Annotated in this window: 15 protein-coding genes and 1 rRNA gene; 14 read left to right on the top strand and 2 right to left on the bottom strand. The window is 37.8% G+C overall.

The genetic code is table 11. From position 1 onward, the window contains the following. From C564_RS0129830 to C564_RS0129780, 11 genes are all read left to right on the top strand, one after another. The coding region (locus C564_RS0129830) for a DNA-directed RNA polymerase subunit alpha (protein WP_018767978.1) at nt 1-798 on the top strand (798 nt) is incomplete at its 5' end. Nucleotides 799-833: 35 nt separating this feature from the next. Further along, a complete protein-coding gene (gene rplQ / locus C564_RS0129825) occupies nt 834-1196 on the top strand; it encodes a 50S ribosomal protein L17 (protein WP_000331491.1) in 363 nt (120 codons plus the stop codon). A 111-nt stretch (nt 1197-1307) separates the two neighbouring features. Further along, the gene (locus C564_RS0129820) at nt 1308-2150 is read left to right on the top strand and encodes an energy-coupling factor ABC transporter ATP-binding protein (protein WP_018767977.1); all 843 of its coding nucleotides are present in this window, start codon (nt 1308-1310) and stop codon (nt 2148-2150) included. Next, nucleotides 2126-3007, top strand: a complete 882-nt coding sequence (locus C564_RS0129815; protein WP_018767976.1) for an energy-coupling factor ABC transporter ATP-binding protein — start codon at nt 2126-2128, stop codon at nt 3005-3007. Before C564_RS0129820 ends, C564_RS0129815 begins: the two co-directional genes overlap by 25 nt. Further along, nucleotides 2995-3789, top strand: coding sequence for an energy-coupling factor transporter transmembrane component T family protein (locus tag C564_RS0129810; RefSeq protein ID WP_018767975.1), 795 nt, complete (start codon nt 2995-2997; stop codon nt 3787-3789). The genes C564_RS0129815 and C564_RS0129810 overlap by 13 nt, the downstream gene beginning before the upstream one ends. Nucleotides 3790-3803: 14 nt before the next feature. Continuing rightward, nucleotides 3804-4547, top strand: coding sequence for a tRNA pseudouridine(38-40) synthase TruA (truA, locus tag C564_RS0129805; RefSeq protein ID WP_026008759.1), 744 nt, complete (start codon nt 3804-3806; stop codon nt 4545-4547). A gap of 152 nt (nt 4548-4699) precedes the next feature. Further along, entirely contained in the window at nt 4700-5137 is a 438-nt protein-coding gene (rplM, locus tag C564_RS0129800; RefSeq protein WP_001260793.1) for a 50S ribosomal protein L13, read from the top strand. 21 nt (nt 5138-5158) lie between these two features. Next, nucleotides 5159-5551, top strand: a complete 393-nt coding sequence (rpsI, locus tag C564_RS0129795; protein WP_000079986.1) for a 30S ribosomal protein S9 — start codon at nt 5159-5161, stop codon at nt 5549-5551. 414 nt (nt 5552-5965) lie between these two features. Continuing rightward, entirely contained in the window at nt 5966-6394 is a 429-nt protein-coding gene (locus tag C564_RS0129790; protein WP_003194397.1) for a DUF2521 family protein, read from the top strand. A 66-nt stretch (nt 6395-6460) separates the two neighbouring features. Next, complete coding sequence (cwlD, locus tag C564_RS0129785; protein WP_016116963.1) at nt 6461-7174, top strand: N-acetylmuramoyl-L-alanine amidase CwlD; 714 nt, start codon at nt 6461-6463, stop codon at nt 7172-7174. Nucleotides 7175-7322: 148 nt separating this feature from the next. Beyond that, nucleotides 7323-8390 (top strand): Mrp/NBP35 family ATP-binding protein, encoded by a 1068-nt coding sequence (locus C564_RS0129780; protein WP_018767973.1) that lies wholly within the window; start codon nt 7323-7325, stop codon nt 8388-8390. Nucleotides 8391-8461: 71 nt separating this feature from the next. Here C564_RS0129780 and gerD read toward each other — a convergent pair whose 3' ends face one another. Continuing rightward, nucleotides 8462-9082, bottom strand: a complete 621-nt coding sequence (gene gerD, locus C564_RS0129775) for a spore germination lipoprotein GerD (protein ID WP_003205520.1) — start codon at nt 9080-9082, stop codon at nt 8462-8464. Between the two features lie 138 nt (nt 9083-9220). On the opposite strand from gerD, the gene C564_RS0129770 reads away from it, so the two are divergent. Next, nucleotides 9221-9835: a KinB-signaling pathway activation protein gene (locus tag C564_RS0129770; RefSeq protein WP_018767972.1), complete on the top strand. Its 615-nt coding sequence runs from the start codon at nt 9221-9223 to the stop codon at nt 9833-9835. Between the two features lie 144 nt (nt 9836-9979). Here the strand turns inward: C564_RS0129770 and pdaB are convergent, their stop codons facing one another. Beyond that, a complete protein-coding gene (gene pdaB, locus C564_RS0129765) occupies nt 9980-10744 on the bottom strand; it encodes a polysaccharide deacetylase family sporulation protein PdaB (protein ID WP_018767971.1) in 765 nt (254 codons plus the stop codon). Between the two features lie 397 nt (nt 10745-11141). Here pdaB and C564_RS0129760 point away from each other — a divergent pair, with 397 nt between their 5' ends. Together C564_RS0129760 and C564_RS0129755 are read left to right on the top strand one after the other, a co-directional pair. Then, a complete protein-coding gene (locus C564_RS0129760; RefSeq protein WP_003194409.1) occupies nt 11142-11360 on the top strand; it encodes a hypothetical protein in 219 nt (72 codons plus the stop codon). 222 nt (nt 11361-11582) lie between these two features. Beyond that, a 16S ribosomal RNA gene (locus C564_RS0129755) occupies nt 11583-11791 on the top strand; the annotation flags it as partial.

Genomic DNA, 11791 nt, shown 5'->3' with positions numbered 1-11791 from the left:
GGTGCCGCTGTAACTGCTATCCAAATTGATGGCGTATTACACGAATTTTCAACAGTTGAGGGCGTAGTAGAGGACGTTACGACGATCATCTTAAACTTGAAAAAGTTAGCTCTTAAAATCTACTCTGAAGAAGAGAAGACGTTGGAAATCGATGTACAGGGCGAAGGTATTGTCACAGCTGCTGATATTACTCACGATAGTGATGTTGAAATCTTAAATCCAGATTTATACATTGCGACGTTAGCAAAAGATGCGCATTTCCGCGTGCGTTTAACTGCAAAGCGTGGCCGTGGGTATACGCCAGCTGATGCAAATAAAAGCGAAGATCAACCAATAGGAGTTATTCCTATTGATTCTATTTATACTCCAGTATCACGTGTGACTTACCAAGTGGAAAAGACACGTGTCGGACAAGTGGCAAATTATGATAAGCTTACGCTTGATGTATGGACGGATGGAAGCATCGGGCCAAAAGAAGCTATCTCTTTAGGTGCCAAAATCTTAACTGAGCATTTAAATATCTTCGTTGGTTTAACTGATGAAGCACAAAATGCTGAGATTATGGTCGAGAAGGAAGAAGATCAAAAAGAAAAAGTTCTAGAAATGACTATTGAAGAACTTGATCTTTCTGTTCGTTCTTATAATTGCTTAAAACGTGCAGGAATTAATACTGTACAAGAGCTTGCGAACAAAACAGAAGAAGATATGATGAAAGTTCGTAACTTAGGACGTAAATCCTTAGAAGAAGTTAAGCATAAGCTTGAGGAATTAGGTTTAGGCTTACGTAAAGACGACTGAGGATTTAATCTCATCAACAAAGGAGGGAACTACGAATGGCATACAGAAAATTAGGCCGTACAAGTGCGCAACGTAAAGCTATGTTACGTGACTTAGCTACAGATTTAATTATCAACGAGCGCATCCAAACGACAGAAACTCGTGCAAAAGAACTTCGTTCTGTAGTGGAAAAAATGATCACTTTAGGTAAACGCGGAGATCTTCATGCTCGCCGTCAAGCTGCATCTTTCATCCGCAATGAAGTTGCTAATGCTGAGACTGGTCAAGATGCACTTCAAAAATTATTCGCTGATGTAGCTCCACGCTATGCTGAGCGTCAAGGCGGATACACTCGTATTGCAAAAATTGGTCCACGTCGCGGAGACGCAGCACCAATGGTAATTATCGAGTTAGTATAATGATAATTAAAAGGGCAGGACAGTTCTTTTCAAGTAACTGGTCGTGGCCCTTTTTTTTTAAATATAGAAAATAGGCTAACTTGATGAAGTAATGAGAGAGGGTGCCTTGCATTGAAAAAAGAGAAACTTCGCACGCAAAATATATCATTTCAATATCCCGGGGCAACTTCTTATGTGCTAAAAGACGTATCATTCTCTTTATATGAGGGAGAATGGGTTTCTGTAATTGGACAAAATGGTTCAGGAAAGTCTACACTTGCAAAATTATTAAATGGTTTATTTTTACCGGAATCAGGCACGATTGTTGTAAATGATACAATGACTTTATCTGAAGAAACGGTATGGGATATTCGAAAGCAAATAGGTATGGTATTTCAAAATCCAGATAATCAATTTGTTGGGACAACAGTGCAAGATGATGTTGTATTTGGCCTTGAAAATATCGGGATGCCTCGGGAACAGATGGTAGAACAGATGAATCAAGCGCTGCAGATGGTCCGAATGGAAGAGTTTCTTAATGAAGAGCCTCATTCGTTATCTGGTGGACAAAAGCAACGTGTTGCAATTGCAGGTGTGCTAGCATTGCAACCATCTATTTTAATATTGGATGAAGCAACATCGATGCTAGATCCACAAGGACGACGTGAAGTAATTGAAACGGTGAGGAAGCTTGTGGATACAAAAGGTATTACCGTGTTATCGATTACGCATGATTTGGAAGAAGCTGCACAGTCAGACCGTGTTATCATTTTGAATCAGGGAGAAATATTAGAGGTAGGTACGCCAGAGCAAATTTTCAAGTCCTCTCATATGCTTAGGGAAATCGGATTAGATGTACCATTCTCAGTGAAAATAGCAGAATTATTAAAAAGAAATGAGATTCCACTGCAAAATACGCATCTTACAATGGAAAGCTTGGTGAACGAACTTTGGAGATTACATTCCAAACAGTAGAGCATCGTTATCAATATAAAACTCCATTTGAAAGACGCGCGCTTTATGATGTAAACGTGTCGTTTCCAAGTGGGGGGTATTATGCCATTATCGGTCATACTGGTTCCGGCAAATCGACGATGATTCAACATTTAAATGGTTTATTGCAGCCGACAAATGGCACGGTCCAAATTGGGGAGCATTTGATTTCCTCACAAAAGAAAGAAAAGAAATTAAAGCCGCTACGAAAAAAAGTAGGGGTTGTCTTTCAATTTCCAGAGCATCAGTTATTTGAAGAAACAGTTGAGAAAGATATTTGTTTTGGACCCTCAAATTTTGGAGTATCGGAAGAAGAGGCAAGACAAAAGGCAAGGGATGCAATTGAGATTGTAGGATTGGATCCAGAGCTATTAGCGCGTTCGCCGTTTGAGTTAAGTGGTGGACAAATGAGACGTGTTGCAATAGCAGGCGTACTTGCGATGGAACCGGAAGTGCTTGTATTAGATGAACCCACAGCAGGGCTTGATCCTAAAGGACAGCATGAGCTTATGGAGATGTTTTATAAGCTTCATAAGGAACAGGGGCTTACAGTAATCCTTGTTACCCATAATATGGAGGATGCTGCTAAATATGCGGATCAAATTGTGGTTATGCATAAAGGAACGGTCTTTTTGCAAGGAACAGCAGAGGAAGTATTTTTACATGCAGATGAGTTAGAACAAATCGGTGTGGATCTTCCAATGTCTTTAAAGTATAAACGTGCAATTGAAGAGAAGTTTGGTATTTCGATTCCGAAGGCTACCTTATCTTTAGAGGATCTTACTCATGAAGTTGTACAGGTGTTACGAAAAGGTGGTCATGAATCATGCAGCAGTTGATTATTGGGAGATATATTCCAGGTAGGTCACTCATTCATCAACTTGATCCACGTGCGAAGCTGTTGATTGTCTTTTTATATGTATTTGTTGTCTTTTTAGCAAATAATGCGATTTCATATGGACTTTTATTTTTATATGCACTCATTGCTTTATTTTTTGCAAAAGTGCCGATTCGTTATGTACTTTCGGGCTTAAAACCAATCTTATGGATTTTTCTGTTTACCTTTTTTCTGCATATTTTTACAAATAAAGAAGGGGATGTACTGCTTCAGCTTGGTTGGTTTTCGATACATGAAAAGGGATTAGAGCAAGGGATATATATTTCTATACGCTTCTTTGTCATTATTTTAATGACGACATTATTAACGTTAACAACAACACCAATTGAAATTACTGATGGTATGGAAACATTGTTAAAGCCATTAAAGCGTATAAAGGTTCCTGTTCATGAAATTGCATTGATGATGTCTATTTCTCTTCGTTTTATTCCAACATTAATGGATGAGACGAATAAAATTATGAAAGCACAAGCATCCCGTGGTATTGATTTTTCTGGTGGGCCGATAAAGGATCGATTAAAGGCGGTTATTTCTTTGCTTGTACCGCTTTTTATTAGTGCTTTTAAGCGTGCTGAGGACTTAGCGATTGCAATGGAAGCGCGTGGGTATCAAAGTGGTGAGGGACGTTCTAAATTTAGGCAGCTACGCTGGAAAACAAGCGATACGTTAACGATAGTAAGTTTACTTTGTTTAGCATGTATTCTGGCATGGGTGCGATCGTAATGGAGAATAGAGAAATGGAAAGAATAAAATGTACAGTTGCATATGATGGCATCAATTTTTGCGGTTATCAAATTCAACCGCAGCATCGTACTGTTCAACAAGAAATAGAGAAGGCTCTGCAAAAGTTGCATAAAGGAGAGCTTGTTCGTGTTCAGGCATCAGGACGAACAGATTCTACTGTTCATGCCAGAGGACAGGTTATTCATTTTGACACACCGTTGTCTCTTGAAGAATGGCAATGGATGAATGCCTTAAATACGATGCTGCCAGACGATATAGTTGTCAGGCAAGTAGAGAAAAAAACAGAAGATTTTCATGCACGCTATGGTGTTGAGAGAAAAGAATATCGCTACCGTGTATTATTATCTAAAAATGCTGATGTATTTCGTAGAAATTACGTATACCAGTATCCATATCCGCTTGAGATAGAATCTATAAGAAAAGCAATTTCTTATTTTATTGGAACACATGATTTCACTTCGTTTTGTTCGGCAAAAACTGACAAAAAGGATAAAGTGCGCACAATTTATGAAATAGATTTAATGGAACAAGATGATGAGTTAATTTTTCGTTTTGTAGGTAATGGATTTTTATATAATATGGTTCGAATTATTGTTGGTACACTACTTAGCATAGGACAAGGAAAGATGGTTCCTGACAGCATTCCAGAGATTTTAAAAAAACAAGATCGTCGTTTTGCCGGGAAGATGGTGCCAGGGCACGGGCTTTATTTATGGCAGGTAAACTATAACAACTAATCCTGGTGTAACATTTGCTTGACATTAGAAACTCAAAAGGATATCATAACATATGGTATTGTTTCTAAAACCACGATTAGCCCCGGAAGGAAATCGTGTTTAAGATAAACAATAGATTTTTTCTATGGAAAAGATAACGAGGAGGGAAACACATGCGTACGACTTTTATGGCAAAAGCTAACGAAGTTGAGCGTAAATGGTATGTGGTTGACGCTGAAGGTCAAACTTTAGGTCGCCTTGCTAGTGAAGTAGCATCCATTTTACGTGGTAAAAACAAACCAACATTTACACCACACGTTGACACGGGTGATCATGTAATTATTATTAACGCTGAGAAAATTCATTTAACAGGTAATAAATTAAACGATAAAATTTACTACCGTCACACTAACCACCCAGGTGGACTTAAACAAAGAACAGCTCTAGAAATGCGTACAAACTACCCTGTACAAATGTTAGAGCTTGCAATTAAAGGCATGCTTCCAAAAGGACGTTTAGGACGTCAAGTGTCTAAAAAATTAAATGTGTATGCTGGAGCTGAGCATCCACACCAAGCACAAAAACCAGAAGTTTACGAACTTCGCGGATAATTAATTAAAGGAGGGCTTACATTGGCACAGGTACAATACTATGGTACTGGACGTCGTAAGAGTTCAGTAGCACGCGTACGCCTAGTTCCAGGCGAAGGACGCGTTATCATTAACGGTCGTGATTTTGAAAACTATATCCCATTTGCTGCATTACGTGAAGTAGTGAAACAACCTCTAGTTGCAACAGAAACTTTAGGTAACTACGATGTACTTGTAAACGTAAATGGTGGTGGATACACTGGTCAAGCTGGTGCTATTCGTCACGGTATCTCTCGCGCTTTATTAAAAGCTGACCCAGAATACCGTCTAACATTAAAACGTGCAGGTCTATTAACTCGTGACGCACGTATGAAAGAGCGTAAAAAATACGGTCTTAAAGGCGCACGTCGTGCACCTCAGTTCTCAAAACGTTAATTTTTGCGAACTTCAAACCCCAGTCTATTGGCTGGGGTTTTTTATTATTTCAACCAGTAAGACCCCCCTCCTCTAAACGAAGTGAAGGTGGGGGGAGTTCAATATGCCTAATGGAACTATATAAAGTGAAACTTCCACCCATCGTGAGCTTACGGGATAAATTCATTTTGATTTTTCACAATATAAATCACTGCTATGAAGAACAAAAGGTAACCTGCACTCGTATGTTCTTTTTGTTTAAACTTGGTTGGCATGGGGCAGAGAAAGGTTTTATATTGTTTTTTATTTATATAATTATCCTCAATTATTTTTAGTCCCCTTATTATTGCTTGGAATATTTTAGTGCTGCCTTCTTACGTATGCTTCATCTTTAGAAGTTTAGACTAATACGTATTAGGGAGGTTTATAAGTACTATGAATGTCATTGTTAGCTTACAAGAAAAACAAAAAGAAAAGCAGTTGAAATATGAACGGAAGATGCTTCGCGAACTATCATTAAAAACATTAAGATCTAATATTCGTGATGCCTTCGATATGAAAGAGCTGCACAGACAGTACGAGGATTATTGTATTGAACTTGGAATTGAATCGTACTTATTAGGAGCAAGATATAGCAAATTTGGCTATTATGGTGAATCTTTTTTTGATGTGAAATATAGAGCTTTAGAAGAGGAGCAGCAATTAACAGAAATGTTGTTTCAATTTTTAACAAGCATGACCATGCGGGAGATAGAATCAAACGATAAGGAGTTGCTGTATGAGTCCTGTGAACAGTTTATTAGTTCATGGTGGCGCGAAGGGTATGAAAAGGGTGAAAGAAGATATCGTTTAAAGCTGCATTAAGAGAAGCATAAACTTTCCTCTTGTCCCATATAAGTAATTAGAGGGACTAGCTGGAGGAGGAAAGGTATGAAGAGAATTCGAATTATCTCTTTTATGCTTGCTGCGGTTGTACTGTTTTTCTTGGTAAAACAAGAATTTCAAATTACAAAATCGTGGAGAGCTTGGAATTTACCCTTATCTGGAAAAGTAATTGTACTAGATGCCGGACATGGTGGACCAGATGGAGGGGCGGTTGGTGGTAAAGATATTGTAGAAAAAGACATTACGCTTGAAATTACAAAAATGGTACAAGACTATTTGCAAGAACAAGGTGCTTTAGTTATTTTAACGCGAGAGGGAGATTATGATCTAGCTGATAAAGACACAAAGTCATATAGTAGGCGCAAAGCAGAAGATCTCAAAAAACGTGTAGAGATTATTAATAAGCCGGATGTAGACTTTTTTGTGAGTGTTCACTTAAATGCTTTGCCTAGCAGTAGTTCGAAGGGAGCACAAACGTTTTATTATCGGTCTTTAATTGAAAATGAGCGTGCAGCAAAGTTTATACAGGCTGAATTGCGAACTAGCCTAGAAAATACGAACCGCTCAGCTAAAACAATCTCCCGTGTTTATTTACTTAAGTATGCAAAAACACCAGGTGCTTTAGTTGAGGCTGGTTTTTTATCGAATGTAAATGAACGATATATGTTAAATTCAGAGAAGTATCAGCAAAAGGTTGCAGCTGCGATATACCGGGGAATACTACGTTATTTTACGGAAAAAGGAAATCCTCCTGAGTAAGGAGGGTTTTTTGAGTTCCTCTCGTTAACGAAGTTTTCGGAAAATATGTTATACTGGAAATGTAAACGCATTTATTTTGGAAATGAAAATAAATAAACCCAATTTATTTAACATGACTTTATTTTTCATACAGGGGGCTGGGCTGATTATGGTAACGAAAGAGCAAGTAGTGGAGGCACTTGAAGGGATTAATGATCCATTTCTACATAAAACATTAAAAGAAACAAATGCAATTAAAGAGGTAAATATAAAGCCTGAGAAAGAGCATGTCAGTGTTAAAATTGCAATTGTAAAAACAGGGACTGCTGAACAAATGCAATTGCAGGCTACTATTGTGAAGCTTGTGAAAGAACTTGGAGCAGCAACGGTTGGTTTGCGTTTCGCTGAATTTACAGAGGAAGAGCTAGCGCAGTTTGCGCCACCGCAAGAAGAGAAAGAAAGTCAATCTTTATTATCAGAGCATGCTAAAACAACATTTTTAGCAGTTGCAAGTGGAAAAGGCGGAGTTGGTAAATCAACTGTTTCTGTAAACCTTGCGATTTCATTAGCTCGTTTAGGAAAGAAAGTTGGTATTATTGACGCTGATATATATGGCTTTAGTGTGCCTGATATGATGGGAATCGAAAAGCGTCCAATCGTAAGAGGCGATAAAATTATTCCAGTGGAGCGCTTAGGGGTAAAAGTAATTTCAATGGGCTTCTTTGTAGAAGACAATGCTCCTGTTATTTGGAGAGGGCCAATGCTTGGTAAAATGTTAAATCACTTTTTTACAGAGGTGGAATGGGGCGATTTAGACTATTTAGTATTAGACTTGCCACCAGGTACAGGGGATGTGGCTTTAGATGTTCACTCAATGCTACCATCTTGTAAAGAAATTATTGTAACAACGCCTCATCCAACAGCGGCATTTGTTGCAGCTCGTGCAGGTGCTATGGCACTTCGTACTGAACATAGTATTCTTGGGGTTGTTGAAAATATGGCTTACTTCGAGAGTAAAGTAACCGGTGAGAAAGAGTATGTGTTTGGAAAAGGCGGAGGAGATAAGTTAGCCGCAGAATTACAAACAGATGTATTAGGACGAATCCCACTTCAGCAACCAGATTGGAATAAAGAAGATTTTGCGCCATCGGTATACGAGGATACACATAAAACGGGTGTCATCTATCGGACGATAGCTGAGCAAGTTATTGATAGAACATCAGTTAAACAAAAATAAATTTATGCAAGTAGAAAAATTCCCCATCCTGTATGTGGTGATGGGGAATTTCCTATGTGCAAGGAGTTGTTTTATTTTTGCTCTTTGCTTCCGCCTTTTGAACCGCCTTCTCCGCCAGATTCTTTTTTTTCAGAGCCGCCGCTCTTTTCGGCTTTTTCAATACCTTTGCTAATGATATCAATTATCTTAGTTTGGAAGAGTGGACTTTCAGCGGACTCTGTTAATACTTGTTGTAAATATTGACGATACTCTTTGCTTTTCATTGTTTGTAGCATCATCTTCTCTACTTCGGGGTTTTTCATAATTTCTATAACGCCTGCCTGATATTCAGGGTCTTTTAATAGAGTTTTCATTAAGGCTGTTTGTTCTTTACTGATACTTTTTGCGAATTTCGCTGAAAACTCTGGGTCTTTAAATAGTTTTTCCCAAAGCTGCTGCCCTTTTTCGGATACCATCGCATCTTCAATCGTTTTTTTGACCACAGTTTCATCCAATATAAGTGCTTGTTTCATTTTCTCATCTGTTAATACATCTTGAATTGCTTTCTTTCCTTGATCGGTTTTTAAAATATCGACAATCATTTTTTTTGTTTGATCGTAATCTAATTCAGATTTCGCTTCTTTTCCTTGTGCACATGCGACAAGTACAGTAAAAAGAAGTGAAGAAACTAAAACGAGCAGCATCCGTTTCATTAGCTGGAGCTCCTTTCAACACAGTTCTCTTTTTTAATATAAATATCTTAGAGGAATTTATACATGTTCATGGCTAGCTTTTTGAAATTGTCATTGATACAATTTAAGTAGAAATATATCAATAATGGGGGATGTGTTGTGAATAGCCGAAAATGGGTACGACTATTTTTAACGACGTTGCTACTTGGAGGGATTAGTACAATCCTTATTGGTTTTATTTTAGGATGGGACAAGTACGCTGAATTTTTTCAAAATTTCGACGGTAAAGAGATTCTAATGATTTCTTTTTGGTTACTTGGCGTTGGTTTTATTTTTAGTGTAATTAGTCAAATGGGCTTTTTTGCGTATTTAACAGTTCATCGTTTTGGACTAGGAATGTTCCGATCGTCTGCTCTTTGGAACGCAGTTCAGCTCTTTTTCATTGCATTTGTACTTTTTGATTTTGTTTATTTAAGATCGGTACTCGTTGCAAATGGAGATGTTTCGTTTGGGAATAATATTCTTGTAGCAGGAATGTTGTTTTTATTTGGAGCACTTGTAGCCTATATAAAGAGTAAAGAGACGAATAAAAAAGCGTTTATACCGGCTTTATTCTTTATGGTCGTCGTAACAATCCTTGAATGGGTACCGGCGCTTCGGATTAATGATACTGATTGGTTATATTTGATGGTTATACCACTTTTATTGTGTAATGCATATCAGTTACTCATATTACATCGTTTAATAGGACAAAGAAGTAAGTCAGTTAGTTAACAATATACGAGTGAAAAAGGATACAGCACCTTTCGTATGGGGTGCTGTATCCTTTTTAGTATGGGGGATTTGTATCCTGCTATTTGCGGACAGTAACACTTCCACCTCAAAATTCAGCGGAGAGAATTCCCACTGATTAAAGTTTTACTTTATGTCATTACTTCTTGCACTTGTGTTAGAAATAAGCTGTGATACAGATACTTGCTCATAGCCATCGCTTTTTAATTTCTGCAGGAGCAGCGGTAGAGATTTATTTGTTTGAAGTGCCGAATCGGAAGCGTGTAATAAAACGATGTCTCCACCTCGTAGATTGTTAGCAACTGTTGATACAATTTTATTTACACCAGGGTTTTTCCAGTCGTTTGAATTATTACTCCAGTGTACAACAGTATATCCAAGAGACTCTGCTACTTTGAGAACTGTTTTATTAAATTCCCCACTAGGAGGCCGCAAGAGCTTGACTTGTTTTATGCCAAGCTTTGTAAACACATCTTGCGAACGTAAAAGGTCTCTTCGCATTTCGTTCGCCTCCAAAGAAGTATAAGCTGTATAATTATATCCCATACTGCCAATTTCGTGACCATCCTGTATAATCCGTTCGACAATATCGGGGTGTCTTTCTGCCCATGCTGCAGAAAGGAAGAAAGTCGCATTTTTAATTTCTCTTTCTTTTAAAGTATCAAGAATAGGAACTGCTTTTTTATCTCCCCAGCTAATATCGAATGTTAACGCAACTTGTTTTTTTGCGGTATCGCCTTTGTAAATGACTTTTGGACCAGTTGCAGTTGAAAAAGCCGATTGATGAGAATATGTCTTAAAAAAAAGAAGCCATGCTGTAAACAAGGACAGTATAATAATTAAACTAATGTGCTTAAATTTACGTTTACTTGTTATAAAAAAGAAAAACATAATACTCCGCCCCTTTGTCCAATCCTTTTCAGTTACTTATATGCTCAAAAAGTTGAAAAGAGAACTGAACGATTAATATCGTAGGAAATGGATATAATGGACAATATAGTATGAATTGTAATTCTGGTGGTGATGCATTCGTCATTAGAGTTGATGAATATGTTACGTTATTTTATATATATGTTTTGATTTTCTAACATATAAGTCGCTGCTAGGAAGAACAAAGGGTGATCTGCACTCGTTTCTCTCTTTGTTTTAATTTGGCATAGGGCGCGGAAAGAGGGTCTGATCGCTCCTATGCATGACCGGATGTTCTCTTCCACCTAAAGATTAGAGTTTATGTGGGTTTTTTAATTTGTATTTATATAGGCATATGAGTAATTGTTGAGGTGATAGTTTGCTTGGGATTATGATTACAAAAGAAGAACAGAAAGAAATAGAATATGTATTGAAGAGAGAGCTGGATGAGCTTTTATTCGATTTTGCAGACGAGCGAATACATGATGTCGTAAAAAAGACAATGGAAGAACGATATAAAATTCTCTTTTGTTTATTTAGAAGAGTAGCAAATACAGAAGAATGCATCCGTTATGTAAGAAAAAGAATTTTTTATTAAAAAGTGTTGACTCAAGTAGTTAATATATGATAAATTAATAACCGTCGCTGATGCGGAACAGCAGAAAGCGAAAAAAGAAATTAAAAAACTTAGTTGACATCGAAAAACGAAGATGTTAACATAAGGAAGTCGCAAATGAGCGGCAAACAAGTTCTTTGAAAACTGAACGAAACAAATAACGTGAAACGTCAATTTTTATTTTAGATGCTAGACAAACTAACTTTATTGGAGAGTTTGATCCTGGCTCAGGATGAACGCTGGCGGCGTGCCTAATACATGCAAGTCGAGCGAATGGATTAAGAGCTTGCTCTTATGAAGTTAGCGGCGGACGGGTGAGTAACACGTGGGTAACCTGCCCATAAGACTGGGATAACTCCGGGAAACCGGGGCTAATACCGGATAACATTTTGCACCGCATGGTGCGAAATTCA

The sequence above is a fragment of the Bacillus sp. 105MF genome (assembly GCF_000374885.1).
Taxonomy (GTDB): domain Bacteria; phylum Bacillota; class Bacilli; order Bacillales; family Bacillaceae_G; genus Bacillus_A; species Bacillus_A pseudomycoides.
This window is presented reverse-complemented; position numbering and strand designations above follow the sequence as displayed.

What these genes read in the sequence shown, in the direction of transcription:
- rplQ (WP_000331491.1), top strand. Translation starts at nt 834, where the DNA reads ATGGCATACAGAAAATTAGGCCGTACAAGTGCGCAACGTAAAGCTATG.
- C564_RS0129810 (WP_018767975.1), top strand. Translation starts at nt 2,995, where the DNA reads ATGCAGCAGTTGATTATTGGGAGATATATTCCAGGTAGGTCACTCATT.
- truA (WP_026008759.1), top strand. Translation starts at nt 3,804, where the DNA reads ATGGAAAGAATAAAATGTACAGTTGCATATGATGGCATCAATTTTTGC.
- rplM (WP_001260793.1), top strand. Translation starts at nt 4,700, where the DNA reads ATGCGTACGACTTTTATGGCAAAAGCTAACGAAGTTGAGCGTAAATGG.
- C564_RS0129790 (WP_003194397.1), top strand. Translation starts at nt 5,966, where the DNA reads ATGAATGTCATTGTTAGCTTACAAGAAAAACAAAAAGAAAAGCAGTTG.
- cwlD (WP_016116963.1), top strand. Translation starts at nt 6,461, where the DNA reads ATGAAGAGAATTCGAATTATCTCTTTTATGCTTGCTGCGGTTGTACTG.
- C564_RS0129780 (WP_018767973.1), top strand. Translation starts at nt 7,323, where the DNA reads ATGGTAACGAAAGAGCAAGTAGTGGAGGCACTTGAAGGGATTAATGAT.
- gerD (WP_003205520.1), bottom strand. Translation starts at nt 9,082, where the DNA reads ATGAAACGGATGCTGCTCGTTTTAGTTTCTTCACTTCTTTTTACTGTA.
- pdaB (WP_018767971.1), bottom strand. Translation starts at nt 10,744, where the DNA reads ATGTTTTTCTTTTTTATAACAAGTAAACGTAAATTTAAGCACATTAGT.